The following is a 26121-nucleotide window of genomic DNA, read 5'->3' on the forward strand; positions in this document are numbered from 1 at the left end:
CTGACGGAGTGACCGGTCGCTAAAAGCGCATTGCGGCTAAGGCATCTGGGCCCGTAGAGCGGGTCGACCGATCGGTCCAGAGAGACGATTCCGCAAGGGACGGTCGACAAAGACCATCGCGATCCAAGCCACAGCTAGGCACGCAAAAAACTCGATGCCGATCGACATCCAAAGCACGAGACCCGACAATTTGCCCCTCTCTTGAAGAAAGAGAAAAACTCTCATGACTGGGTAGTGCGTTGCATACAGGGCGTAGGAAATCTCGCCAAGGAAAGACATGCCCGGAATAGCGACCGCAGGAATTGATCCTCTGATGCCCAAGAACATCAGACTCGGGAATACCGCCAGTACACAGAATAAATCGAACGTCGCATTGCGAACCGGCAGTGGCAAAACCAGCACCACTCCAAGAAGCCCTGTCAGGCAGAGCCCTGGCAACGAAGGGCCGGGCATGCGCCCTTCGATCCGCGAAAGAAGTATGCCCGCTGAGAACGAGAAACCAACGCGGGAGATACCACCAATCACTTCCCATAAACTCTTGCCGGAGCCCACCTCTAGGTGGCCAATGAAGAATGCGAGATAGACCACACCGACCGCAGCGGCCGTCATCATGGGGATGAGCACCGCAAGTCGTAATGTGTCGAAATAAGACACCATACAAAAGGTTCGAGAGACCCTCGTAAAATAGCGACCACAACGGCCCGTTGAGGGGAAATATGAAGCCTGTCGACGGGAGCGTTCCGAACGGCAGCAGCAGCACTCCGAATATGAAAGTAAAGGCAAACTCGGACAAATCGAAGGTATGGGTTGACGCAAGGCGAACCAGCGACACCACGCCTCCAAGCACTGTTCCTAAAATAATCAACGGCCAAAGCCGCACTACACGCGTCTTCAGAAAGCTTTGGGTGAACCGACCCGACGCCAACCGTCGAAAATAAGCGCGATCGACAACAAAGCCGCTGAGCAGAAAAAAGAAATCGACTGCCAGATACGCGTGCGGCCCAATCAAGTCTACATGAAGCGGCACAAAAACGTGAAAAAAGAGAACCGAGATGGCCGCAACACCTCTATAGGCATCCAAAATCGGAAAACGCTTTTCTTGTCCCGCAGACGAACATTCTGATTCCAAGAAGGCATTCCAAGTTCTTGAGTCCAAGTTGTTGGTCTCTTAATGTAAGACTGCCGAGCCGTAAACGGCTAACGGTTAGACCTTGGTATTTACCTTACCGTGAGAACGCAGCCAGACGATCCGCTTCTGGCGTCGCATGGAGACGGGCGGAAACCCTGAGGGAGAGACCGTTGCTAGCTAGGTAATGCAGCGCTAAACTCCGCGCAGATGCATAGAATTCGGGATAATTGCCATGCGAGCAATCTCGATCGTCGCTGTCGCGCTGATTGTACCGGCGTCCGTTCTGGCCCAGGAAAAGGAGAAACCGTCCGATCCGCCGCCATGCTCATACTCATTGATGACAGGTCAGTATGTTGAGGTGCCAGTTGGCTCAACTGTTTGCCGCCGCGCCCCAGCACCGTACCAAGATTTGTACGGGCTGCTGCAATGCATTCCTCCACTGAACGAGGTCGAACAAGTAAAGCGCGGCGATCCACGCTGTGAGAAATACGATGATCGGCCATAGCGGGAGCCTCGCGGCGATACTCGCAATTTTCGACTGGCGAGGCTGCGACAGTTAGGCCATTCCATCTTCCCGCCGCAGGCGTCAACGCCTAGGACGCTCCGCCCATTGAAGGGCATGGACCTAGCACCAGAGGACAGCGAACCAGCGTCCCTAAGGGAGTGAACTTGAGGGTTTAGGAACGAAGCCAACAACCTGGTGCTGTCGGACTGAAATCGTCTTGGAATGCCCTCTCCGCATGCGCCGCTTGGTGATAATTGCTCTGGAAAACCTATCGATCAAACTTGGCACGCTGGCTCTCCGCCTAGTTTACACCCCGCCACGAACCAAACCCAAGAGGCGGTTTAGGCAACGCTTAGAAATAGGAAAGCCGAGGAAGCCGGCCGGTTAGCGCACACCTCTGGGGCGATAGCTTCCTTGAAGGGAGCGGACAAGGCGCGCGAAGAGAGACACTCATTGGATTTGTATCTGATGTTACTTTCGATGTCGGCAGCGGCTGGCATCACTATTGCATTGCCGTAGCCAACTTTTTGAGGAGCCTATGATCGGCCTGCTCGTGTTATCTCTCGCCATATACGGATCGGGCGTTGCCACAGGTTACGGCATCCGCGCTCGTATCTCTCGCCGAAGGCGTCAACGCCTAAGCCGCTCTGCACTAAGGGAGGGAGCGGACAAGGCCATTAAGGTTGACTGGTCAGGTTAATTTCGCACAGCTGAACATCAATCTAAGCCAACCGCTGGACGGCAATCCAGGGTTATCGCTATAGAGATGCTTTGCTGTTGAGGTTCTGTTTTGAAGCCCTCGCTTGCTTGCGCTGCTATTATCTCGTTCATTACTGTCAGTGCAGCGGCTGCTGACGACGGGATGACGCTTGACTTTTCGTTCAACGGAACGAGAGGCTGCATCACTCTCTATGCCAATCCTGAAATTCGGATCCGGAACGTACCTCCGGGTGCCACAAGGGTCTTGCTTCGGTTGATAGGGCCAAACGGCAGGGACCTTGGAGGTCAGGAGACGGCGCTCCTGTCAAGCGGCATCATTTCTGCAGGATCGATCCGCACATTCGCTCCGTGCGATCCAGGTCTCTACATGTACCAGGCGATTGTCAAAGCAGACGATGGTCGCACGATTGCCGTAGGAGAGATGCAGCGTTTGTTCGGGCGTGAGTGAGGGTTGCACAAAAACGACGGCGGCTCCTATGGAGAGGCGCCTGATCGGAATACGCCTCAACAACGGTATTCTCTGCAGGACCCACGCTGTTGAACCGACGTCACTCAGCGCAAGCCTGAGTGCCATCGCCAACGCGGCGAAAGGCCGTTGCTTCAAATGCTTCCCAAACACGTCCCGAAAGTAGAAGGCGGTCGCAGCATCCTTGGCAATCCCTGCACTCCCGACTTTTAGCCACAGCAAAGGAGGCCCGATCGACTTCTGCTTCGAAACGCGATTGGGATCTTCTTCGTTCCAGCAGGTTGCTAGGGGCTCATGACAATAGGCGAACTTGGCACCATTTTTGATCAACCTGAAAACGAAATCCCAGCCTTGATGACGCTTCAATCCGTCGAAGCGAATGGTCCTTGCGAAGAGCGTTGGGACCAAAAGTGTTGACGTCTGCAAGGTGCAGCAGTGTATCAGCGTGTAAACGACGCTCCTTGTCCCTGGTTTTAAAAGACGTAGAGCTCCGTTCGAATGATGCCTCCATCACTCGGAACCTCGCACAAGACGCGACGTTCTTTTGCTTCTATCTGGAACGGCGGTTCGGTCAAAACAATCCCGGAGCCTAAGTGTGCGCGGTAGTGTGGCCCCGTCTCTTTGTCGAGGTTCGGCACGAAATCTCCTGATGGAACGTGCTCCGTGATGATTGCCTCGCGATAGGCCCGAAGCTTCGGCAGAATGGCAGTGATGTGCGCGTTGCTTAAGTGCTGCAACACCTGTCGGATGATCACGATATCCGCGAGCGGCAAATTATCCACAATCGCGTCTAGGACTCTGAATTCGACGTGCTCTAGATCGGAATTGCGCCGATGATGTTCGATCAGGTCGGGAACAATGTCGCACGCGGTGCAGTGGGAGGCAAATGGAGCTAGCTGACGACCGACATTAAAGTCACCGCATCCAATCTCGACGATCGACGGTCGGCCCACTTGCTGAAGATGCGCGGAAACCGCTTCAATATAAGGATCAACGATAAGCGGATCGCGGCTCCCCCAGCCTGAATAAAATTCGTGTCGGCGGCCACCCCATACATTCTTTCGATAGATAGTCGAGAAAACTTCCGCGGCCGGCTTGTCAGCTAGCTTTTTTTCGTAGTGCTCCAGCGCATTAAGCGACGGAATAATCCGGGTGATGATTTTACGAAGTATCGATTTCAAAAGAGTCCCCCCTTTTTTTGAGATGGTATATAGCAACCATCGCGTGCGTCTACCCACTCGCCCCACTGTCCCTGAGGCAGCGCCATTGCTAGTTCCCGCAACCCAGGGTAAAGCCCCACTTTTGCTTGGGGTATTTCCGTGGTGCAAGTGCTCTTGGACGCCGGGGCGTTTCTCGTGAACGCTCCGATGCTGATCATCATTATTAGGATCGTTGGTCTTTTGCTGGCGGGCTACAAGATGAGCTAGTGGAAATCTCCAGAACCGCCATTGTTGCCGCACCGCAACCAGTGCTAGAGACCCCCGTCAATTGCTGGGGGCCTAAATTGCACAAGAGAGTAGAACCGACTTCGGAGAACGACGCGCCCACAATTCAACGAGCCCTTGATCAGACCCACCATCGGCCGACCGGCTTTGACTATCTGCGCATTACGCTTGCGACGTCTGTTATCGCCATTCACGCAGTCGGAGTTCCTTACGGCCAATCGGCCTTGAATGCGTTCGCGACGGGGCCCGCACGACCTCTAGTCGCGTCAGTCATGCCAATGTTCTTCGCGCTCAGTGGGTTCCTGGTCGCAGGCAGCCTGCTCCGGTCAAAAACCTTGATCGCGTTCATGGGCCTTCGAGCAATTCGCATCTTCCCAGCGCTAGGTGCTGAAGTCGTGCTCTCGGCGCTAATCTTGGGCCCACTCCTCACTGTGTTGCCTATCAAGGAATATTTTTCTGACCCTCTCTTCGCTCGCTACCTCTTTAACCTGATCGGTCATGTTCAGTTTGTTCTGCCCGGCGTTTTCTCGAATAATCCGATACCGAATGTGATCAACAGCCAACTCTGGACCATACCGTTCGAGCTGTTGTGCTACATTTCCCTAGGAGTGCTCGCCATAATTGGCGCGAAAAAACGGCGCTGGATCATATTGGCGTCGGCCCTCGTTCTTGAAATTACGATCTTCATTCGTGACCAGCCGGGCTCTTGGCTCTGGAAAAACACTCCTGACGGCCATGTGAGTGGCAAGCAACTGGTTGTCGCATTTTTGCTTGGCGTCGCGCTCTATCTCTATCGAGACCAGGTTAGACTACGGGGATGGCTGTTTCTCCTTTGCGGCGCATCGAGCCTGATACTCCTGTGCTGGCCGTTCGGCGACTACGTCGCCGCATTTCCCATCGCATACGTCACAATCTACATTGGACTTCTGAACCCGGCAAAGTTGAAGATTCTCGCGGGAGCTGATTTCTCCTATGGCGTTTACTTGTATGGGTTTCCGATCCAGCAGACCTACGCCCGTCTTGGCATCCTGAATGTTGGTACTAACCTCGTTCTCTCTTTAGTAACTACCGCCGCCGTCGCTGCACTGTCGTGGAATTTGATCGAAAAGCCCGCCCAGGGTCTCCGAGAGCCCCTGAAGCGCCTTGAACGCTTGTGGCTCAGTCTAATTCGCCAGACGACCGACAAAGGCCACGCTGAAGACGCGGCCGGCACAGCATCATTGCCCCTTCAACCACCCTCCGAGGACTACGTCCGTCCCATCGCCGAGATATAATTAGCGACCGCAGTGTTGATGGCCGCCGCGATATCGCCCATGTAGCCGGCAACGCGAAAGAAAGGCTGGCCGCCCGGCGCGCAAACCCGATAAACCGCACGCTGATTTAGTCGGCATGCCCCGAGTCAAAAATATCCAAATACCCAATGTGAAGTGTGAGCGGCTGTTTGGAACCGTCTAGGAGCACACGTACCCGGTTGCGCGTGGCGCCTAGCCCAAGGACAACGCCGAACTTGCCGGACAATCTTCGACCAGCCGCCTCAGCCAACACGATGCGAGAACCCGGTGCGACCCCATCCCTGATGAGGGACAATTCTGAGATGGGCGGACCGTACTTGTGGTCGGACATGCAGGCAAACATATCGTAAAATTCGTCCAAATAAAAGCCGCGCGAGGCTCCATAAGGGACAACGGGAATAACGATGCTTACCCTACTCGCGGCTAATCCCGCCTCGGGTTCGGTGCCTCAATCTCCTTTAGCAGCTGCGCCCGAAGCCCGAGCACGACTTCAACAGGCTCGCGGTCGCAGCCGAGCAAGGATCGCGGTTCGCGATCCAGCGGACCGGCCCGGAATTTCGACCGGCCGAGCGCTGTGGCCAAGGCAATTTTCAGGTCGCGCAACTCGTGCGGACCGTGCTCGCGATTGCCTAGCAATTTAGACCCATATTCTGATTTGCAGATGTGCGTGAAACGGGAAAGCCGCGGTCTGCGATGGCGGATTGCGTCCGAAAACTGCCACGCCCCTCCCCGTACCGGCCTACAGCATGCCCTCACACGCATGGCTTCACGCCTTGCGGCGATGCCGCGTTGGATCGCGCGGGCGCGCGGTTTGTGAAAGCCAAGATGCAACTCGGCCGAGGCCAAGCATGCAGCGGCTTCAATACGGTCCCACTTGAAGCTAGGGACGCGCGTCAACAAAGACGTGGGTCAGTTCAGAAACTTCACAGCGAGACGGCGCTCATCACGCCATACAACGGAGCAATCAATATCCAAGCCAGCACCTGGAACGCGCAGCCCAAATGCCGCGGGCACGAAAGGCGCGTTATCGATTTGGACGATCGCAGAGGAATCCGTGAGGTGGCGGACCTTGCACCGCACAGGACTGCCGTCGACCAATATCTGCGCAGCATAGACGCTACGTCGCCGCTCGTTCGCCACGTCTCGCAGTCTCCCCGCTCTAGCGCGGGAGATATATTGATCTACGATTCCAGTCTCAAATGAGGCTAGACCATGGTTTCATATCGGACAAGAGCCAGCTCAGTTCACTGGTGGAGGAGCTTTTGAAGCATGGGGCAAGGACCTTGCCCCGGTGGCAATTTGAATCCCTGGACATCGCTGCACTATCTAACCTTGGAAGATTAGCCTCCACGCCGTGAGAACCGCCGGCCTCAACAGCCGGCGGAGCCTTGCGGTGTGAGGCCGAGGCACCCAATCGTACTCTGCTCGGATTGCCCGGATCGGAATTAGCGATATCCTTTTCTTCACCCAGGACGCGCAGTAGCTCGCGCGCTTTCGCCTCCTTCTCGTAGTTGTGAGGCCGGCACAGATTGTGAGGGAACAGTCGGAGTATCAGATAGGGGCGGTTGCGGAATTGGAGCTGACCTATGCGCTCGGTTTTGGCGGTGAGTTTCTTGATGCTCCTGTGCACCTCGGCCGACGCTGCAAAGGTGCGTCACTCTCGGGCGCGCCAACCCGCGGCGGAACGTCCGAGCCCGGATGTCAATTCTCGGGTGCGCTTCGCGGTCCCCGGATGGAGTGACGACGCAACGCGGCGATGGCTGGATAATGCTTCCTCCAATGTCGGCCGCGGTGGCTAACAACCGACGATCGGTTGCGGGCACTAGGCCCGCGACAGACATTTCGTACCGCGTTCGAATGGAAAGGAGGCCGAATGCGTACTCTCATAATCGCCGGCATCGCCCTTGCTTCGCTAGTTTCAGCCGGGGCGGCCTATGATGGTCCCGCAGACAAACCCAAGAAAATCGACAGCTGCAGCTACATGCTGATGGATGGCCAGTTGGTCCATCTACCGGTTGGCGCGAACGTTTGCGTCCGCTCACCTGCGCCATATACCAACGAATACGCCCTGCTTCACTGTTATCCGCCCCTTCAAGAGGTCGACCTCGTAAAGCGCGGTGATTTCCGGTGTAGTGAAAAGTACGAAGATCGCGAGCGAAAAAAATAGAGTGGCGTGAACCCGAGCTGTTCGCTCTGGTCCGAGTCACGGCTCGACGAAAAAGCCCTAGCATTGCTTGGATGCGCTAGGGCCCCATTTTGCACCGGCCAACTCGCTGTTAAGACCGATGCTCGTATCATCGCCCACAAACGTTCAGAATGGTTAGTTGGAGGCTTCTGCTGTTCTAAAATAGTTCGACGAGTTGCAGAAACTCGCAGGCGGCACAAACAATCATTCCCCACAGCGCAAAGTTTATCTGCAGAGCTGCTACCATGCTTCCCTCCCCGTCGGCCGAGCTTGGTGCTACGGTTGATGGTGCACTTGCATTTTCACCATTTCCCCGAATCTACACCAATTCGAACGCCTCAACCGCCCGCAAGAATACTGGGTCGGACTCTCGATGAAACACGGCAGAACTTCGGGTTATGCGCCCGTCCTCTTCCGCATCAGGACAAGACGTTGCGCAGGCGCAACAGCCTCCCATGTTCCGCTTCGGAACAGATGTTTTGGACTCAACCCGCCAACCAGGTTCTGCAATCATCGCCAACAGCCGGGGCTGGAAGGTCCATTACGTAAGCACTCAATTTTCCCGGGAAAATAAAGGCCGCAGGAGATGAGCTGATCCTGCGGCCTTTTTCATCTCAGCGGCGGATGTGGCAATCTGAGGAGCAGAGGGCGCGGAGAGTGTTGCGTGCTTGAAAGGAAAAGCTCCCCGAGCAACTTGGAGCTACCGACGGCGCCGATCAGCGAAGCGATATCGAGCGCCAGCTTGGCCGATGCTTCGCCTTGGAGTTCTCCCAGGCGACCTTGAAGCGGCGCGCTTGGCTTCATCGAGCGAGCCAGCTTCCCCGAACGGTGGACCGGGAAGCGTCACGATGAAGGCCAGTGCGGTAGCGCACGACGTCCTTATTCGCCCCGTACAGAAGAGCTGGCGAATACATTAGAGGAAATGAACCGCGCGAGCAGCGAGCGAACGCTCCCCTGGACTTTAGCTGTGGACATCCTGAACAGGTCGATAAGGCGCTACAGTTCCTGGGCGAAGGCGTGAACAAGTCGGCGGCCGTCTATTCCGGACAGGGCGGTTGCACCGATTATCCGTTCGATGTTGCACCTTGAGAAGTAGCAACGAGCCGATCGCCTTCCCAAAGCTCCACGTCGTGCTCGCCATGCATTTGCTAGGCTCGACGTCTCGCCGCCTGCTCGTCAATACAGTCAAGCTTTGCTGCGCAGATCACTCGCCGGCTGCTGTCCACCACAAACGCTTTGTACCGCATGATGGCAGTGCCATCCGAAAGGGGGACCGCCATGTTAATCGAATGTCCCTCCAAGGCAGCGCTAAACTGACGGCAGGCGTGTGGAACCTTGTACGTGTGGCATTCAGCTATACCGCCGTGAACTCATCGATCGCGGCCGCCGCGTCACCTAACTTGCCAGTGTAGCGCGCTTCACTGACTTAATCTCACCGTCTGCCGAAGCGTCCGGCTCGAGCTTAACATCGAAAAGCCCCCCAGCGTCATCAGCAACACACCTAGCCAGGTGACCGTCCAGCTGCGCGGCTCGTCGCGCACCTCTTCATTGCGCGCGCCCAGCGGCATAGCTGGAGGTGAGACGGCTCGCGCGGCCGCGGCAAGCTTCTCCACGTCAACTTGGGGCGGCCCGCGGTGCTCGGGCGTGAGCTGGCTGGTGGGAAGATCCGCGGCGGGTGCCGCCGCCATCAGGGCCGGCGTGCCCGCATCGAAAACAGAATTTGCATCGGCCACCTTGACTTCGCGTGCCGGCCTCGGCTGAGCCCCCTCGGCCGGCGATGAGCTTGGCGACTCCGCGCGCGCATCGATCACGGGGTTCGCCCTTTGCTGCTCGGTCTCGTTCTCGACAGACCTGGCGCCGCGGTTGGCCACACGACCAGCGATGCCCTCGGCCAAAAACCAGCATTTGCGATGACCGTCCCGCCGATACACCCAGTGCTGGCCGGCGGCGGGCGAGCTGCCGGGTCGCGGCAAACATTCCGCCTGCGCCGAAGAGGTTGCAGCGGGCTCGCGCGGAGCAATATTGAACAAGGCGGTAAAAGAGTCGGAGCACGCTGGTGTCGGAAGGCCTCCGACAAGGACCAAACCGGCGAAATAAAATCGCAAATGACGGGACATCGAAAACTCCCGGTGTTGCGCCCCCTACTTGGCACGAACCTTCGCGGCGACATGGGCCCCCATGCGGCTTAAATCTGGCAACGTGATGGATTAATTGTGCCTCTACGCATCCGAGTTAACAGGCCATCCAACACTCTTCAGTTGTAAAGCGGCAGCGCGTTCGATTAAATCGAGCCACACGCGTTGCTTTTGGGCGTCGGTCCCGCTCGCGATCCGTGGCGCGGCCGCCCGGTTGATCACTCGCTGCGGTGTTTGCGCTCACCTTCGCAATGGCAATGGCAATGTGAAAGAGCAACTGGTCGAGCGGTAGGTTGTGGATGATACGATGCCGGTGTGCGGGCCGGAGTGAGGATTCGCCTCGCACCAAATTAAATGCTCCGTCACGATATTACCGCCGTCGCGCCTTTCTCCCGTTCTACCTCCTCATTTAAATGTGGATTGTACGACGACTATTTAACTGACGGCTTGTCTGCTCCTTCATTCCCGACTTGTCTGCCTGGGCCCTCCCCCAAGAATTGGATCGAGCGATGAACACCGAGCATTTCAATTCGCTTTCCCTTGACGAGCTTTGGAGACTTCACCAACAGGTCGCCGCCACCCTCAATCAGAAAATTTTGGTGCAAAAAGCACGGTTGGAGGAGCGGCTCCGCAAAATTGGACTGGCCGAGAAAGCTGTACGGCTCGATCGTAAGCGCCGTCCATACCCGCCCGTTCGCCCCAAATATAGCAACCCAAAGAACCCGGCGGAGACATGGTCCGGCCGCGGCAGGCTGCCTCGATGGCTGCGGCCGCAGCTTCGAGGTGGCCGGAAGCTGGACGATTTTCTAATCGACGCTCCGCGAAATCTAACTCTGGAAAAGGAGTACGCGCGAGCCCATACCCTCTAAGGGACGACGACAGAGTAGGCGCGAGCCGATCGGCCCCGGGAAGCTATTGGCGACGCTCAACGCGGGAAGCGGGATCGGGTCAGCGACGATCTGGACGCACGTGGAGGGGGACAACTTTATCCATGTCGCTGTGACCGGAGCGCCGGCTTTGCAGCTTCACCACCTGCTCGAGCTCGAGAGCCTCTATGGCGAGCTCATCTGCCAAGCGTTCGAAAAGTGCGCGCTTTTGCGGGTCGCTCGATCGCCTGCTCATAAGGGCCAAATCCGCGGCATCCGCACGGAGTTTGTCCAATTTTTCCCTTAGGTCCGCCATGGGATCGGCCCCGTCCTAGACCCACCTCGTCATGCGTGACGAGATGCAGGTCAACGGCGGAACACGCTAGGGGTTCTTCGTTAACCGATTGTTAGGCCGACATTCGTGATGGCCGAGATGTATGAACGAGCGCCCGCTAGCTTTGCCGAGCGCGTCTGCGGCTATCCGATCAATGCTTCAGTGCGCACACGTGGTCACGAGCAGCATGGTCCGGCTGCATTGCCACTCGGACCCCAGCATTGGTTCATGGACTCCACGAGGAGTACCGACGGCCATGGTAGTACCAGCCGCCACCAGAACAGCGGCCGTCAGCGCGAGCATTCGATAGCTTGCCAAGTTCCACTTCATTGCGCTTCCCTCCAGTGGAAGCGCGCACGCTAGGCTCAGGAATACCTCCCGCTTGTGAACTACTTCACAGGGTATTTCCTAACAGTCATCACAGTCGCGTGCAGCAAGCACGCTGCGTCAACCGGCGGCCCCTCGAGGCGCTAGGCCCCCGAGGCGCAGTCATACGTGATGCTGCAGTCCCCAGAAGGCGATCAGCAGAAGGGCTGCGGCCCCAATTCCCAGCAATAGGAGAATGGCTTCCAGCATGACGAATCAAGCCCGCCCAAGGGAATCATACACATGGGTGAAACTTAGTCATCGTGGACTGGCCTGCCCCGGTTCGATCTGATCAAAGAAAAACCCGCCGGCCTTCCCTATCGTGAGCACCGCATCATCAACCGGCAATTAAGGGATCTGGAACTATCTTACACGTAAGTTCTTCCGTTCTGAAGGGCCACTGGAGGCTAACAGATGACGGATGAACAGCTAGCTCTTCGAGCTGTTAGTGACGCCCAGCGCATTTTGGAAGAATACTTAGAACCGAGGCCCCGGAATAACGAGCGCATCATCTTGGACAAGCTGGTGGAAGTGCTCGAGCGGCCAGATCTTCTGGTCGCTGTTCATCGGATGCAGCGCGGCTCGTAAGCGCTCCGTTGTCCCGCCGTTGCTGGTCGGCTCGTGCGAGTTCGAGCCAGTCCTTAGCAAGCTTTAGCCACGGCTCCGCGTCGACGGACTGACGGGCTTGCGCCGCCCGTTCCCTGCACACCTCAGCTAACTGGTAGAAGCGAAGTACATCTTCCGACATGCAAAATGACGCGGCTACGCCCATCATCCCGCCTCAAGAGTATCGCCTCTTCCGACACTGTCTGTCGAGTATCTCACATATCATCCCTGATTGGGGTGAATCCTCGCCACTGTGCTAAATGGGCAACCCCACCGGCCCGCAGACGCTTTCAGGTGCCGGCTTTGCCGGTTGCCAGCACCATAGAGGCAGACGCCGCGTCATAACTCAGCAGGTGGCGTACCAGCCATCAGGAAACGGTAGCAGAGGCCATTCGCCCGCGGTGTCATTCGCGGCCTCCGGCTCGGCGACGATTGGCCCACTTGCCGAAGGACACCACGCAGCAGGCGCCCCCGGCGCGCGATCATAGGGGTGCTGGTCGGAAGGCTCTGTGCTGCTTAAGTGCATAGACTCGATCGAGGGCATAAGTGCACCCCGCGCTCTTAATATCTCACAATTAATCAGTTAATGTAGCTATTAAATATTAAATATTTGACTTGTTCAATCACGAAATGGTTGAATAGGTTTGTTCTACCGCCGCCCGTGCGCGGTATTTTGAGGCCAGCGACCATGTCCTTGGCATTCCCGCACTGGCTGATGATCGCAGGGGCCCTACTGGTGGGTGCCGGCTATATTGGTGTCCTCGTCAGCGGAAAGAAAGCGAACCGGGTTGATCGACCTCCAGGCGAGCCGATCGATCTGCCGGCTTTACCGCTCCTCAACTCGCATGACGCGCAGTAGCTCGCGCGCGTTTCCCCAAGAGCGAGAGTTAGCAGTGGCTGTCAGAATTGAATGGGGTCCGCTTGAGGCGATAACGAACGTCCGCAACGAAGCGTGCAAGGCCCGAGACTTCATCATCCACTCCCATGATGGACATGTGCAGGGGCAGATTGTCGTGCCTGACGACGCCGATCAGTTCGTCATGGGGGCATGTGAAATCCGGCTTCTCGAACTGCTAAAGGAGGCCGTCAAGGAACTGGAGCGGTGAAAGCGCCGAAGATCGCAGCACCAAAGCGTGTACTCAATTTCGATACACGTGACCAAAGCGCCCGGCCGCCGGCGCGAACTGGCGGACCCTGTCCCAGCCACGCCTACAGTCTCAGATTACCTGCGGACTGCTTGCCCCGATCGCTCACGATCTCGTAGTTCACCTTTGCACCTTCTGCCAAACCACTGAAGCCAGCCTTCTCCACCGCTGATATGTGGACAAAGACGTCCTTCCCGCCGTCGTCGGGCTGAATGAAACCATAGCCTTTGGTCGCGTTGAACCACTTCACAATCCCTGTCGCCACGGACGTCTCTCCTGAAAAATGAACGTCGTAACATGACAGAAGCTGATAAAAACGAAAAGCCAGCATCTCACGATTCTAATGCACCTTTATCCTCGCTTCGTTCTGAAGCTCCAACGAGTTGCGTCACTCGGTCGACGAAGCTCAGGTGCAGCGTGATCGGTCCCCTGGACCCGTCGAGCAACACTCGAAGCCTGCTTCGCGTAGCGCCGAACCCGAGAATAACTCCTTGTTTGCCGCTGAGACGCGGTCCCGCCGCATCGCAAACGACCACGCGTTCTCCGGCTGTCCATTTGTGGCGCGTTCCTTCGCCGATGCATGCCACTGCGAGCGTCCCGACCTTAGAACACTCGTCCGGGTGCGAGGATTGCGCCTTGGTCAGCACAGACAATGTCCATCCGCCGCAAGCCGCTTTAGAAAGATCTCGTCGCTCCGCTGGCGATCGTCCGCTGTGCGCGCCGTCAGCAGTCGCCTGCTTGAGCAATGAACGAGCATGGCAGCCTTAGTTGCGTCTCACAAGAAGAGAGAAAAACCCGCGAGCGTGAACCTCGGCAGAAGGGACCCGTTTGCGGCTCGGTCACTGTCGATCTCCTTTCGGCGTGTCCGACGGACGTTTGCTACAGCCTCCGGGGCTGTTCCAGTCTTACTCGGCGCTGCCGGCGCACCGCTTCGCTCGCGGGGTTTTCGACTTGAGCCACCTCTCCGATAGTCCCCGCGATAGCGCGCATCCGGGAAGCGGTCGGCGCAATCACAATCCGTGCGTGTGAAGCATCGAATGCGCTGACCACCGCGGCGGATCACCAGCCGGTGCAGGCGGGCACAGGTGGCCCGAGGGCTCGATTGCGGGTGGCGGGTCTGAGAGACTTCTTTAGATATATACCCTCCAACAAAAAAGGCCGGCATTTCTGCCGACCTTGGTTTGCTGGAGAGGTCTAAATAACGCGAGATCAGTACTTCGCGACGACCGGGCTGCCGTAATTGCCGAAGCGGTAGTTCACGCGCACCGTGAGCATGTCCACGTCCTGCGTGATCCGGTCGTTCACAAATCCAGCAAGAGCGGGAGGGGCCGTGAACGAATTATTGCGGTGCCCCATGAACAGATGGTCGTACTCAATACCGGCTGACCAATTCGGCGCGAAGCCATACTCCCAACCAACACCCACGGTGCCACCCCAGCGGGTCGCGCTTTGCGCCACGAGTTCAGTGCCGAAAGCGTTTTCGAGGACGCTGAAGCGGTTGTCCGTCACCGCCGCGCCGCCCTTCACGTAAAACAGTGACGCATTCCAAGCGTAGCCGATCTGACCGGTGAAGAGGCCGATGGCACTGGTTTTGGTACGAGTTGAGAGCGCAGGATTGATGAGGCTGACGCGCTGGTTGCTGAGATCCGCCCAATCACCCTGCGCTTCCAGACCAAACACCCACTGGCTGGATTGCCAGCGATAACCGAGCTGGCCACCAATGACGCCACCGGACCGATCGCGGCAGCCAGAAGCGAAGGCTACGCCAGCCGCGTCAAGGAAATCCACGCAATTGTGGTTCTGCGCCCAGCCGCCATTGCCGCCGATATAGAAGCCGGTCCAGTTGTAGATCGGGGCAACGTAGGGAGCCGGCGCAGCCTTCATCGGCATGTCGGCAGCCGAGGCTGGCACAGCCATTCCGAGCGCAAGCACGCCTACCGTGCCTAGTAAAAACTTCTTCATCCCTAATTCCCCACTTGTTATGCGCTTCAGGCGAAGCGGTCATTGGCACGACTGCCGATCGAACTGTGGAAGCACGATAGGCGCAAATCTCCCAAAGACCTGTATCCGATGGACAACACTCAAGACCAAAATGAGCAATCGTGTAAGCCGCTGATTTGTTTACCCTTTCGGATAAGGCAAATTCATCCGGCAGAAATCGCGGCGGATGGGCGCTATCCGACCCTTCAGCTCCGTCCCGGCACTATCGAATGACCTCTGCCGAAACGGCTGATCGGAATGTGTTTCGAAAAAATACTAACCACCGTTGTTTTCTCATTGGATGATTGGTCGAACAGTGCGGACGCTATGGCTTCGATCAGCACGCGATGGGCCTTAAATTCAGCAAGCAAGTCCCCTTTCGAGCCTCTCCGACGATCAGCCAAGTCGCTAAGCGCGGCAGTGCTAATTTGGCATCGCACAATTTGCTGTCCATTCCTCATCGTAAACTTGAACGCCATCAGGTCGGCATCATACCCAATGGGCTTTCCTCGCGTCAGCGGCATGAGCCCGGTCCCTTTCCAATGACCCGTTAAAGCAGGCCGCGCTGCTGGCGGGCAATAAGGGCGTCTAGTGTGGCACGCGCCTCAAGATCAATGCTTCGTTTTCAAGCCTCTAAGGCCGAGGATTTCATTTACTGCACGGTCAGACAAACCTAAACCACGGGCCTGCCGCTCGAGCGACAGGCCTAGTTCTTCGTCTGTCATCCGCGAAAATTCTCCGGGATCACCCACCTCGTGGCGATGGACCAGCATTCCCTTGATCTTGGCGGCCAAAGACAGGCATTTCACCGCGGTTGGTCCGTCGGGCTTTGTGTTCTCCCCAGTGGGCACGCCGTTGTTCTTGATCGGACGCCCCTGAAGTGAGATGTCCGTCAGATATTTCAGCCGCTTGAGAATCCAAGCCTCGTCGAGACCAGCTTCGTTCGTGGCTATCTCTCGGGCCCGACGCTCGTCTTCGTAGCGATCCGCCGCGATTTCATTCACCCGCGCTACGACAGCGGGACTCGTACAGAGCCTGTGAGCGTTTGCTGGCTGATAAACATACCCACCCGCCTTGTAAGCATCTGCCTGACTCTTCCCCGCCGCTAGGGCTTGGGCTACGAGTTCATGACCGGGTTTCTGCAGTGCTGGCATAGGACTCTCGTGCTTGGCTGATTATCTCAACTTATCACGAAACTATCAGTTGCATGAACTCGCCGACACGATGATGCGTTGGAATAACCTCGAGGTTCGCTTTCGCGCCGGTCTATGCCCGGTGGCGCGGCGGATGGCGACGCGCCGCTGCCCTCAGGTGGTCGGTCCAGCGTAGCCATCGGCGCTCGCGGCGCGCTTGTGCGACCCTTGAATGGCTCGACGCGGCTCAACCCTGAGGCCGACGCGCTCGAAGTCATCAAAGTCTGGGGCTAAACGGTGCGCCAATCTCGGCCCTTCGTGATCGATAGATGGTTATGATCCCACGGCAGGTGTTGACATCCAGGCGATGAAAATCGAGATTCAACCTGTCGAGATCGCTGGCCATGATGCGATAGTCCGGAGCCCCCAAGAACAGCAGTGCCATTGCAGTTGGCCATGAGAGATCCAACGATTTGGCTAGGATCAATACTGGCTCGCGATCCCGATCAGTCAATGCACGTTCTACGACGTCGATAGGCAGCGGGCAAAGTAACGATAGCGCAACGGCTGTTTCGTTGAACTTTAGAGAGTGGGCGAATTCAAAGATTTTGTCTTCGCTCAGTTCGCCTCGCTCGCGCAGCTTAGCCACTGTCCGCTTGGCGGTGAAATAATCCTTCGAGGCCGGACCAAATCTGGCGTGAATAGCACCGGTGACATCAACGACGACCCGATGAATCTGTGGCTCGATATCCGGGCGCTCCCGCTCCAGCTTTTGCCGCACCTCTTCAGAGGCCTTGGAGATAAGCTGGTGGAAGACATGCCGTGGAATGTCTTTTCGAAGACCCACTGACTCGGCCAGGATCGTGTCCCCTTCCGAGCGTCGCACCAAATGCAGGAAGCCGGAACTTGAAAAGGTGGCGCCGCTATTTGCCGCGACCGAGGTCACGACCGCCGCGGAACCACGAACCACGAGCACATCGGTCACCCTCTCCGGAACCGATCTTCGCTTTGAAACTGCGAGCAAATGCCGCTGGCTCATGCTCTGAGCACAAGAGACTAGCGTATCTGTGTCGAGGCGCTCCGATCGGCTGAGAATGGGCCAGGCAACGTCGATAGAGTCGTCGCAGGCCAATCGGCGCACCACCTTGTAGGGCGCGTTGTTGCTGTCCGCCAATGTTCCTGCCAAGCGGACGCGGGCACTTGACTCAATTTCCTGGGCGAGACGACCGATGATCTCGCCAAATGTCCAGATTTGCTCCTCGGAGTAAGTGCCCGCAATCAGCACATCGGTCGCATGCCACAACGCCCTCAAGCAGCTCTCTGGATTTCCGTGTGAAACAGCCTCTTCCAAATCAGTTAAAAATGACGCGGATCTAGCCATGGGCGCGCCTCGCAGATTGAAAACTATCCAAACGGCAATATGAGCGAGACGACTACACCACCTCACGGTTGAACGGTCGGTAAAGCTCTCGACCGACCTGTCGGTATTGCCTTAATGACCGCCCAACTGACACGCTCAAAATTTAAATAGGCTGATTGCCTCGGAGCGCTGGGCGGACAAGCCTGCATGATCTTGATTGTGCAGACCCTAAAACAATGACCGGCTACGTTTTGGTGGATATTTTTTGGTTAGCCTTGGCCAATAGTAACGAACGCGTGTGGGAGTGCGCCCAGAATCCGAACCGGGGCGAGTGATACGGACCCCGATAGCGAAAAGCGGAGTGTTGTTTCAAGGCCGACTTTCGCCGGCGTTAGACTGGAAAAATTTCTTGATACCGGCGGCAAACTTCTCCCATCTGCAGGACGGAGATGACTCCTCGCACGACGCAACTGGCGGAAGGACAGAGCTGCGTGCTTTCGGGATCGGAACCCTACTCGGGGTGATCACAAGGGGCGCCCCAGGCGGAGATGTCGGGCCGACGACACGACCGTCCTTCGAATCCGGCTGCGAATTTCGGGTTTCTTGTTCTGCGAGTCTCGCCGCATCTGCTTCTTGCTTTTGAGCCTTCAAGTACAATGAGTACTGCTCGTCGAAGTGCTTCTGTTCTTCCCTAGTGGGGTTCGGACCAGCAATCACAAATTGCCGATTCTGCAAGAAGTCATAATAAGTGTAACCTCCGCCCACCTTGCGCCGTGCCACGAACTTCTTATCGCACTCTCCCAATAATGCCGTGCGCTCATCTCCAGACGAGGCCGTCTTCTCGGCCTGCGCAGAGCATTGTTCATAGTCTTGAGGACGGTGTTGAAACCATCCATGCCAATTGAACCACATGGCCGCCGTTGCGGCGCAGCCAATGGAAACAACCGATACGGCGCTAAGCTTTTTCAGCTTACGAGTTTTCATGAAGACCGAACCAAATACTTAGTAGAAGGTCGAATCTCAATCGAACTAAGCTTAGCCTAGATTTTTGATTGGGCAACGCTCTCTGAGAAGCGCTGGTGTGGCAGCTTGGCCACAACTTCTTTGCCTTGTCCGTTCAGCCTTTGTTTTCAGCCTTTACGCAACTGAGACTTGGATGGAAGATCGATGAGGGGCGTAGGGATCGCAGGTGTCAAATGCGGCTCACGAAGGTTGCCAAAACGATTTTGTCAGTCATGGCAGTCGCCAGCTCGATAATTGTTGTTAGTTGGGTGGGTCTCGCACTACTGGGATACTGAAGCAGCGGCTGTAATCAACCGGCATTTCCGCAATCTCCCAGCGTTGTGCAAACACGGCCGCCCTAGTCTATTTCCCTTAGTACTCCTGAATGAATCCCACGGATGTGCCCATGTACGGCCTACCTCGAAGACGCTAACGCCATGCCGTAGCGCATTGAGGCATAACCCTCGCCTGCCTGATCGGTACAATCAGCCGCAGCTCGTGAGCTTGCCTACTCCCGAAGTGCCGACAGCCAGGATCTAGGCTGGATAGAACCCATCACCGTATCCACACACCTAGACGGGACGGAAAGCTCGCGACCTTCAGCCGCGAAGCTTGAGCCCGACGCTTGGCGCATGCGTCCGGTGCCGCCTATCGCCGGAATGAGTGCTCGATCTGGCGGAGCATAGCCGAGGCCGCGTCCGTATAGCGCCCGTAGGACAACTGCTGGTCTGCGAGACTGGCCGCCGCCAGCATAAGAGCAGCTATGGTCACGCCCTTGATCATCGAGAAACGGTAGCCTTGCCGAGTAAAAGAGCCGCTAACGGAAGCGCTGCCTCGTTGTCTGGCCGGAGCCGCAGATGTCGCCCGGCGGCTTGTTGACTTACCGCGGTTGCTAAGTCACGGTCTTGCTCGCCGGCACGGGGCGGGGGCTAAGTGATAAGCGACCAAAAGAACTACAATAAGCGCTACTTCCTGCGCTTGCTCCGACATGGCCCGTTTGAGCGGCGGCCGCGTGCTCGATGTGGATTCGGCCGTCCTGGACCGGCTCTATGCTGGCGGCGAGCTCGAGCAGCTTGCGGGCTGCCGCTTCTGGATTGGCAAAATGGCGCTCGGTGACGTGCTTCATCGCTGGAATCAAAACCTCAAGGGCCCATGCTTGGCCTGACTTGCCCGCGGCTGTCATGCCAGTTCGGGACGATATGCACAGATCCTGGGGCCGCATGCCGAGCAGACTAGGCGCAACCCGACGCGCGACCACGGCCGATCCTGCGGGAGCGCCTCGAGCCGCACATCGATCCTGCGATCGCAGCGGCCGTTCAGGCACTGGATGCTGCAGGTCACATGGCCGTCAGCCAGCCATTCAGCAGGAGAGCGGGGCGGATAACCTGCATTGCTCAACGTACGCTTTTTCTGTCACGCCCTGGGCTTGCATCCCGGCCTTGTCAGGACGCCACTCCGCCGTGCATTCCTTTGCAGTCTTTGCGAAAACTGGAGCTGCGGAGATGCCGCATACAACCGCAGCAGCGATGAGACCAACGCCGATCTTCATGTTCGTTCTCCTGGCTCGTGGCCTGCTATTCCACCAAGGCGCTCAATTCGTCTCGTTGGTAAGTGATCGCGCGTACACCGCGGCTGAACCGCGGACGCCCGGTCGTGAAAAAGCCACTGCAGCCCCGCCATCACTTCACCAAACAACCCTTTTTTAGCTGTGGCAGGAAGGCAATTAGGGTACTGCGCATTTGCGCCCGGCTAAGGCCGGACCTCCGCGCTGGATCTCCGGCTCGACGGCAAGATCGTCCTGCGCGTAGAATGGACTGCGGAGAAAGTCTTGCGGACATCTTACCGGCCGGGTGCTTGGGAAGCGCTTCTGCTTCGTTACGACCGCGCGCCCGCTTTGGCTCGGCGCGCTCAGGCGACGCCATGAATGCCAACGCGGGTGAACCTGATCACGAAGAGCGCGAACAAGCGGCAGCCGGGCGAACGCAGCCACGGCGATCAAAAGGCGAGCCGCATAGATCGATAGTTACGCTCGAACAGCTGCCCTATTCGCCGACGAACGATCCTTGAGCGAGGCCGTCTTAGGACATGGACAGTACACCCACTGGCGAGCAGTCGTTACTTTGTTAGAGGCCGCGGCTTTCCAAAAATCGATGGCCTCATGGGTGGCCGATATGTCCCGGCGGTCCCGGCGTTCTTCGACCGGGAATATCGGGTCGCCGGCGACAGCCCGGTCGCGTTGCGTGATGGTCCGGAGCAGTTAGGTGCACCTTGGAAGAAGCGCGATCTTAAACGACGGTGATCCGGGTCTTTCATCGGCCCCCATTGGTTCCTTGTGCCTTCAGCGCCGGACGTCAGCCGCACACCGGAGCGAGCAGCGCCTAGGCTTGGGCGTCTGCCTGCTCAACCATGCCGACTGTGACGCGCCGTCTTCTTTCGGTCGAGGGATGAGTGTTGGCCGCGCGGCAACGCCTGATAGCGTTGCCCGCCAACTAGGTCAGGTTCGCGCTCCTATCGCTAAGCAAGGCGACCCGATATCTTGTTGGGTGATTAAGTTTCGATCGACTTTTTTGAACTCTGCAAAGTAACCGCGCTTCCGGTGGGGAGCTTTGTTCATGCAAATCGATTTGAGCTGCGCCGCGCGCAGCCCGGCGAGTGACGCTGCGGTGGCTGAGGTGGAGGACTGCTCCTCCGATCTTACACCTGCGAGCAAACCCGCCGCCGCGAACGACAACGCGCCCTGGCCGCTCATTCCATTTCCTGACGGCTGGTACGCGACGTCGTGAAACGGTCGAGATCGGCGCGTTACGCCTTGGCACGGGTCGGGTCGCGGCGGATCGATCGCGCCGATCCGTGCCGGCGTTAGGTGGCGGCCGATCAGGTATTTGTCGAGTTCGAGCGTCGCCAGAAGAACTGCCAGTCATGCCGAACTTAGGAACACTTTTTAGTGCTGCGAGGTTTCGTTCCTTCATCAGAGCCCTAGGCATTGCGGAGTTTTTTCCATGGCTACCCAAATCGTTATGGACCACACAGGCGACAGCAGACATTTCTTTGAGCAAACTGATCCGAAGGGGCTCGCCGAGGCTGAACGGCGATTTAAGCAGCTCACTGATCAGGGATTTACTGCCGCGACGCGAAAGGCGGGCAGTGAACTGAAGGTCACACGGTCGTTTGATCCCGCCGCAGATGAGACACTATTCTATCCGCGCCTCGTCGGCGGCTAAGCTATCGCGATGCGACAATGTTTCCGTTCAGACGCAGCGACGTTAACAGAACACGCTTCCGTGCCCTCCGTGAGCTTTATCGGAGCTTCACTGAGCAAAATGGACCGGAAGCGCGTTCGCGGCGTCTGCTGCGGGATTGGTTATCTCCAGAGCAGCGCGCGCAATTGGATGCCAACAACTATTTCGAAGTCACCGGTTCTCACACCGGCAGACGATATCGAGTTCAATATGGTACCCTGAGCAATGTTGTAGAACTCGACGCATCAGGGCAGCCCGTGATCGGCTGGTGTTTCGTTCCCGAACGTCCTCTGGCGGCTGGCGATGTGATGCTCGCCCAGAAGATCGCGCTCGAAACCGACGAAGCCGCAGTGCTCGCGCTTGCCCACCGGTTTTCTCTGAGACTGCCATCTCTGCCCCGAGTAGTGCGGCGTGCTTACTAGGTCGCCCATGGGCGGGGTCGTCGACCGGGTGACGGCGACCCCTCGCCGCGAATGCGCCGATACGCGAAACGATGACGACTTCGCGACTGCATCCAGCATCTGCGCTGGGCCGGATCGGCGCAAGAACGTTCGTGCGTTAGTGTTACTTGCGCCGCGGCTTCGTGAATGGGCCTCGTGAGACGATTTCGTCAACAGTTCGCAGCATCCGAGCGAATTCAGACTGAAGATGTAGGGCGTGCGCCGCATCTTTTGGCTCTGAGAGAAAAGCAATCTTCACGAGGAAGCGGTTCAATCGCGATGTGACGAGAAGATTGTCAGAGTGTTGCGAGCGCAAGTTCGTGATCTGTCGTCGTATCTCAACGAGATCGGGCCGGTCATCGTTGGGCCTAATCGCCAAATGAAGCTCATACCGTTGTGGCCGATAAACGAAGCCGCCGCGCCGAATATAATGGCGCGACGGCGTCGCCATGGTGAGCCCGGACGGGAGCAATGTCCGGTGCAGAGAGGCTAACGCTCAGCAGCTCCGGCGCAATCGAAACCGCGGGTTAAGCTTGATGTCGCCGCGGAGAGTTAAATCTGGAACAAGCGGCGGCAGCATGCGCGTCCAGTTCGGCGCCCCTTGTCCAGCGGACGCGGTCCAAATCGGGGCCTAGAGCCTTGGTGCGGGTCGCGTCGGATAGACCGTTCCGGCTTACCGGTCCTTGATGCTGTGTCCGCCGTGAACCTATCGGTCTTCAAGTGGCGATCAGCTCCGCCCGCTTCGCTACTGTTCAGGATTTCCTATGTCGAACGCGCCGAGACGATATTCTTCGCCAACTGACTGCTCATCCGCCGTTTGCGTGATCAAAGTGAACGTGGCGTGCGGATAACGTGCCCACACATCTAGGTCGTCAGACGTGACGGTGAGATATCCGAAAAAACACTTAAATCGACCCGGCTCCGTCACCCGGCCGATTTTGTCCCAATTGATCTTGTTAACGCGCATCTCTAGCTCCACTGGTGCTCAGGGAGAGAACCGGGCGGCGGTTTAAGTTCTTCGAGGCCGGCTTCGATCACAGCCAGTTCGTCCTGGATCGCCCTGACTGCGTTTTCGGGGTTGATGCCTGATACAGCCTGCAATTCAGCCAGCACCTTGCGCGGATGCGCCAGCAGCTCCGTCAGCGCGCGACGGTCGCGCACCTTGACGTAGCTAGCGACGATCAATTCCATGGCCTGTGACACGATCGTCGTTTCCCACGGTTTGTGCCTACTGGGGGCGGCTAAGTTCTGTCAGGCCGGCTTCGGTCAAACGATATTCGAGACCTTTGCCGGTTGAGCGTCGCTCCATCCATCCGTTCCACAGAAGGACGAGCTTTGTTCCGGGGTGATCGGTAAGCTTCGAAAAGAAGACACCCAATCGCGGTCACGAACAGGATCGAGCATTTGCCGGTGATGCTGATTGAAAACGGCCTGCGCCTTTCCTGTTGACCGATGTCTTGACCTAGCGTTTCAAGCGGGTGTTCGGCTTTCCGCAGTGCTGGCATAGGGCGCTCGTGCTTGGCTACTTGTCCGAACATATCACGAGATTATCTGTTGCGAGTGTTCTCGGAAGCTCTCCAACCCCTCCGCCCGCAGTTCGAGCGCTCCCCTCCCCGGCCGGAGCGTCCCGGCATGACCGAGTTTGCGACTCCAAATCGACCACCAGAGACCCTCCAGCTTTATTAGAATGGATTACGAGCTGTGCTTGGCGACGGCCAGGAGGGTCCCCAACAGCCCCGAGTGGATACATGAGGTGAAGCACGACGGTTATCGGATGCTGGTGATCCGGGACGACGCACGGGTGCGGCTGCTATCCCGCAACGACATCGACTGGGAGCATGGCGATCAGTTCAGAAACTTCACAGCGAGACGTCGCTCATCACGCCACACAACGGAGCAATCAATATCTAAGCCAGCGCTCGGAACGCGCAGCCCAAATGCCTCGGGCACGAAAGGCGCGTTATCGATTTGGACGATCGCAGAGGAATCGGAGAGATGCCGGACTTTGCACCGCACCTGACTGCCTTCAACCAATGTCTGCGCCGTATAGACGTTACGTCGCCGCTCGCTCGCCACGTCTTGCAGTCTCCCCGCTCTAACGCGCGGGAGATATTGATCGGGCGGCTGGTTGCGATGGAAAAGGCTCTTGAATCGAAGTACCTCGTCGTCGGCGAATTTGACGAGAGAAAAATGACGAACACTGCTTGGCGCCTCTATATCGGCAGCGGTGCTCGCTAATTGCGATCGCACCTGATCGAGGTGCAGAACGTCATCCCACTTTACTTCGATCACGATCCTATGGACCCGATCTTGGTATCGTAGGTCTGCGACAACGTCTGGTTCGACGGAGTGCGCATTCATTGTGGTTAGAACAGAGTCAAACCTTTGCCAAAGCCTAAGCTCGCAAGCATTCGGTTTCTCGAATTCGACGCCAACTAAGAGAGATAATATTCGGATTGCATCCGGGCTGTGCATGTAGCGTACGGGCGTGAGCAAAGTTGACGTTATTGCGTCTTCGATTACTCTCCGACGACCGTCAAGCGCTGGCTCAGTCGGTAGCGCTGCCCCTTTACGCAGGTAAGCATCCAGCATTGTGGTTGTCCGATTTCATGTGAAACTAGCAGCAAGCGCTCTGACGAAGGGCTTCGCTAGTCGAGCCGCGAAGTTCTGAAACTATCTTTTCTTGAGCTAACATATAACTGATGACAGAATAACCCTTCTATCATCAGTGCCCTCAAGGGCCTGACCCGGAGGCATTTTTTTGTTCCGGTAGCAGAGATCTCTTCCCGGACAGATTACGATTTGGGCAGCGTCCCCGCGTTTTATAACGGGTCCGAATGGCTGGCGAGTTGCCACGCCTGGTCTCTGCGACAGCTCTTGCCCGCTGATTGGGGCTGGGGTAGCTGAAAATGGGTCCCCGGAAAGGGTAGCACAGCAAGCAAGAATCCTTTGCTGCGAGACCCTGAGTCGTTGATCCTTGCTTGCCACAAGATCTGCTTAGAGTGTCGATGTCTGCTCCTGGCGCGAGAAAACACCTCCTCGCGCGGCTAGCAAGCCGTTCAGCACGAGGACGCTCGGGGGCAAGCAGCATGGTCCGCGCGCCTAACCCTTTCCAAAAGCTGGATGCGCCCGATTGCAGGCGTTCACGACAGCATTCTGAAGTTTGCTGTCGTTTCGATCTCTGTAGTGCATCGAGGCGCGTACATTGCTGATGCATTTGGTGTATTCTGGATTCATATGATTCAAAAAATCTAGCCCAATCGCCGAAGCCGAGTGAGAGCCGAAGACCGAGGCGAAACCAACGATAAGGGCGAAAACTGCAAGGGCACGAGGGTAGGAAGACATGACAAGTCTCCACGAAAGGAGCTGCTTAATTGCAGCACGCTTCTATCATGCCTCAATGCTCCCAAATTGAGCGTGCGTAATCTCACACAGCAAGCTTAGAGGTGCAGTTGTCATTGCGATCGCTTGCCGATGGTAATATTCAGTTTGCCATTCGGTACTTTATAATCGGGAGTGCAATTCTCAGCGGAGAATTACGGAGCAGAAAACCATCGAGGTACAGGCAGGCCCGTGGCCGCTTCGGGCCGGCGGTATAGACAAGCGCCGCCCTAAGTGAGGTTTACCGCTAATAGCCGACATCAAAGTGGACTCCGAGATGTTCAGCTAAGGGCCAATGCACAAAGTCGCTGCGCTCCAGCCCGCTGCGCGGGAGCAAGGCCCGATAGGCCGGTAGTCGGTCGAGAAGATCCCAATAGCCGTTGGAGAGCTCC

General features: G+C 57.2%; 26 protein-coding genes and 1 pseudogene. 11 read left to right on the forward strand and 16 right to left on the reverse strand.

Annotated features, from left to right (window positions below):
- Window positions 1-36 precede the first annotated feature (36 nt).
- Both ABIB66_RS38500 and ABIB66_RS38505 read right to left on the reverse strand, forming a co-directional pair.
- Window positions 37-657 (reverse strand): acyltransferase family protein, encoded by a 621-nt coding sequence (locus ABIB66_RS38500; protein ID WP_354258567.1) that lies wholly within the window; start codon window positions 655-657, stop codon window positions 37-39.
- A 43-nt stretch (window positions 658-700) separates the two neighbouring features.
- A pseudogene (locus tag ABIB66_RS38505) lies at window positions 701-1027 on the reverse strand (acyltransferase family protein); the annotation flags it as partial.
- 334 nt (window positions 1028-1361) lie between these two features.
- On the opposite strand from ABIB66_RS38505, the gene ABIB66_RS38510 reads away from it, so the two are divergent.
- Window positions 1362-1634 carry a hypothetical protein gene (locus tag ABIB66_RS38510; protein ID WP_354258499.1) on the forward strand — a complete coding sequence of 91 codons (273 nt, stop codon included), beginning with the start codon at window positions 1362-1364 and terminating at the stop codon, window positions 1632-1634.
- 1024 nt (window positions 1635-2658) lie between these two features.
- On the opposite strand, the gene ABIB66_RS38515 is transcribed toward ABIB66_RS38510, so the two are convergent.
- Both ABIB66_RS38515 and ABIB66_RS38520 read right to left on the reverse strand, forming a co-directional pair.
- Complete coding sequence (locus tag ABIB66_RS38515; protein WP_354258502.1) at window positions 2659-3186, reverse strand: hypothetical protein; 528 nt, start codon at window positions 3184-3186, stop codon at window positions 2659-2661.
- A 107-nt stretch (window positions 3187-3293) separates the two neighbouring features.
- Window positions 3294-4001 (reverse strand): class I SAM-dependent methyltransferase, encoded by a 708-nt coding sequence (locus tag ABIB66_RS38520; protein ID WP_354258505.1) that lies wholly within the window; start codon window positions 3999-4001, stop codon window positions 3294-3296.
- Window positions 4002-4288: 287 nt separating this feature from the next.
- Here ABIB66_RS38520 and ABIB66_RS38525 point away from each other — a divergent pair, with 287 nt between their 5' ends.
- Window positions 4289-5539, forward strand: a complete 1251-nt coding sequence (locus ABIB66_RS38525; protein WP_354258558.1) for an acyltransferase family protein — start codon at window positions 4289-4291, stop codon at window positions 5537-5539.
- A gap of 1891 nt (window positions 5540-7430) precedes the next feature.
- A complete protein-coding gene (locus ABIB66_RS38530; RefSeq protein WP_354210361.1) occupies window positions 7431-7724 on the forward strand; it encodes a hypothetical protein in 294 nt (97 codons plus the stop codon).
- A gap of 1436 nt (window positions 7725-9160) precedes the next feature.
- Here the strand turns inward: ABIB66_RS38530 and ABIB66_RS38535 are convergent.
- Window positions 9161-9859: a hypothetical protein gene (locus ABIB66_RS38535; RefSeq protein WP_354258509.1), complete on the reverse strand. Its 699-nt coding sequence runs from the start codon at window positions 9857-9859 to the stop codon at window positions 9161-9163.
- Window positions 9860-10386: 527 nt separating this feature from the next.
- Between ABIB66_RS38535 and ABIB66_RS38540 the strand changes: the two genes are divergently transcribed.
- The 4 genes from ABIB66_RS38540 (at window position 10387) to ABIB66_RS38555 (ending at window position 13155) form a co-directional block, all read left to right on the forward strand.
- Window positions 10387-10746 carry an H-NS histone family protein gene (locus ABIB66_RS38540; protein WP_354258512.1) on the forward strand — a complete coding sequence of 120 codons (360 nt, stop codon included), beginning with the start codon at window positions 10387-10389 and terminating at the stop codon, window positions 10744-10746.
- 1111 nt (window positions 10747-11857) lie between these two features.
- Entirely contained in the window at window positions 11858-12031 is a 174-nt protein-coding gene (locus ABIB66_RS38545; RefSeq protein WP_354258515.1) for a hypothetical protein, read from the forward strand.
- Between the two features lie 706 nt (window positions 12032-12737).
- Window positions 12738-12908: a hypothetical protein gene (locus ABIB66_RS38550; protein ID WP_354258412.1), complete on the forward strand. Its 171-nt coding sequence runs from the start codon at window positions 12738-12740 to the stop codon at window positions 12906-12908.
- A 34-nt stretch (window positions 12909-12942) separates the two neighbouring features.
- A complete protein-coding gene (locus ABIB66_RS38555; RefSeq protein ID WP_354258518.1) occupies window positions 12943-13155 on the forward strand; it encodes a hypothetical protein in 213 nt (70 codons plus the stop codon).
- A 103-nt stretch (window positions 13156-13258) separates the two neighbouring features.
- Here the strand turns inward: ABIB66_RS38555 and ABIB66_RS38560 are convergent, their stop codons facing one another.
- The 6 genes from ABIB66_RS38560 to ABIB66_RS38585 form a co-directional block, all read right to left on the reverse strand.
- Entirely contained in the window at window positions 13259-13459 is a 201-nt protein-coding gene (locus tag ABIB66_RS38560; protein ID WP_354212046.1) for a cold-shock protein, read from the reverse strand.
- Between the two features lie 944 nt (window positions 13460-14403).
- Window positions 14404-15156, reverse strand: a complete 753-nt coding sequence (locus ABIB66_RS38565; RefSeq protein ID WP_354212129.1) for an outer membrane protein — start codon at window positions 15154-15156, stop codon at window positions 14404-14406.
- Between the two features lie 224 nt (window positions 15157-15380).
- Window positions 15381-15698: a DUF1488 family protein gene (locus ABIB66_RS38570; RefSeq protein ID WP_354212131.1), complete on the reverse strand. Its 318-nt coding sequence runs from the start codon at window positions 15696-15698 to the stop codon at window positions 15381-15383.
- Window positions 15699-15785: 87 nt separating this feature from the next.
- A complete protein-coding gene (locus tag ABIB66_RS38575; protein ID WP_354212133.1) occupies window positions 15786-16328 on the reverse strand; it encodes a hypothetical protein in 543 nt (180 codons plus the stop codon).
- A 256-nt stretch (window positions 16329-16584) separates the two neighbouring features.
- On the reverse strand, window positions 16585-17688 hold the full coding sequence (locus tag ABIB66_RS38580) for a DUF2336 domain-containing protein (RefSeq protein WP_354212135.1): 1104 nt from the start codon (window positions 17686-17688) through the stop codon (window positions 16585-16587).
- A 348-nt stretch (window positions 17689-18036) separates the two neighbouring features.
- Window positions 18037-18651 (reverse strand): hypothetical protein, encoded by a 615-nt coding sequence (locus tag ABIB66_RS38585; protein ID WP_354212137.1) that lies wholly within the window; start codon window positions 18649-18651, stop codon window positions 18037-18039.
- Window positions 18652-19666: 1015 nt separating this feature from the next.
- Between ABIB66_RS38585 and ABIB66_RS38590 the strand changes: the two genes are divergently transcribed.
- The gene (locus ABIB66_RS38590) at window positions 19667-19834 is read left to right on the forward strand and encodes a hypothetical protein (RefSeq protein WP_354258570.1); all 168 of its coding nucleotides are present in this window, start codon (window positions 19667-19669) and stop codon (window positions 19832-19834) included.
- 195 nt (window positions 19835-20029) lie between these two features.
- On the opposite strand, the gene ABIB66_RS38595 is transcribed toward ABIB66_RS38590, so the two are convergent.
- Window positions 20030-20218 (reverse strand): hypothetical protein, encoded by a 189-nt coding sequence (locus tag ABIB66_RS38595; protein WP_354258521.1) that lies wholly within the window; start codon window positions 20216-20218, stop codon window positions 20030-20032.
- A 1063-nt stretch (window positions 20219-21281) separates the two neighbouring features.
- Between ABIB66_RS38595 and ABIB66_RS38600 the strand changes: the two genes are divergently transcribed.
- The 3 genes from ABIB66_RS38600 (at window position 21282) to ABIB66_RS38610 (ending at window position 22330) form a co-directional block, all read left to right on the forward strand.
- On the forward strand, window positions 21282-21452 hold the full coding sequence (locus tag ABIB66_RS38600) for a hypothetical protein (RefSeq protein WP_354258524.1): 171 nt from the start codon (window positions 21282-21284) through the stop codon (window positions 21450-21452).
- A gap of 216 nt (window positions 21453-21668) precedes the next feature.
- Window positions 21669-21890, forward strand: a complete 222-nt coding sequence (locus ABIB66_RS38605) for a hypothetical protein (protein ID WP_354258527.1) — start codon at window positions 21669-21671, stop codon at window positions 21888-21890.
- A gap of 17 nt (window positions 21891-21907) precedes the next feature.
- Complete coding sequence (locus tag ABIB66_RS38610) at window positions 21908-22330, forward strand: hypothetical protein (RefSeq protein WP_354258530.1); 423 nt, start codon at window positions 21908-21910, stop codon at window positions 22328-22330.
- A 763-nt stretch (window positions 22331-23093) separates the two neighbouring features.
- On the opposite strand, the gene ABIB66_RS38615 is transcribed toward ABIB66_RS38610, so the two are convergent.
- The 4 genes from ABIB66_RS38615 to ABIB66_RS38630 all read right to left on the reverse strand — a co-directional run bounded on the left by ABIB66_RS38615 (window position 23094) and on the right by ABIB66_RS38630 (window position 25693).
- A complete protein-coding gene (locus ABIB66_RS38615; RefSeq protein WP_354258534.1) occupies window positions 23094-23315 on the reverse strand; it encodes a hypothetical protein in 222 nt (73 codons plus the stop codon).
- Between the two features lie 2 nt (window positions 23316-23317).
- Window positions 23318-23551, reverse strand: coding sequence for a hypothetical protein (locus ABIB66_RS38620; RefSeq protein WP_354258537.1), 234 nt, complete (start codon window positions 23549-23551; stop codon window positions 23318-23320).
- Between the two features lie 642 nt (window positions 23552-24193).
- A complete protein-coding gene (locus tag ABIB66_RS38625; RefSeq protein ID WP_354258540.1) occupies window positions 24194-24640 on the reverse strand; it encodes a hypothetical protein in 447 nt (148 codons plus the stop codon).
- A gap of 810 nt (window positions 24641-25450) precedes the next feature.
- The gene (locus tag ABIB66_RS38630) at window positions 25451-25693 is read right to left on the reverse strand and encodes a hypothetical protein (protein WP_354258543.1); all 243 of its coding nucleotides are present in this window, start codon (window positions 25691-25693) and stop codon (window positions 25451-25453) included.
- Between the last annotated feature and the right edge of the window lie 428 nt (window positions 25694-26121).

Origin of the sequence: Bradyrhizobium sp. F1.13.3, from assembly GCF_040548265.1 — a bacterium.
GTDB lineage: Bacteria > Pseudomonadota > Alphaproteobacteria > Rhizobiales > Xanthobacteraceae > Bradyrhizobium.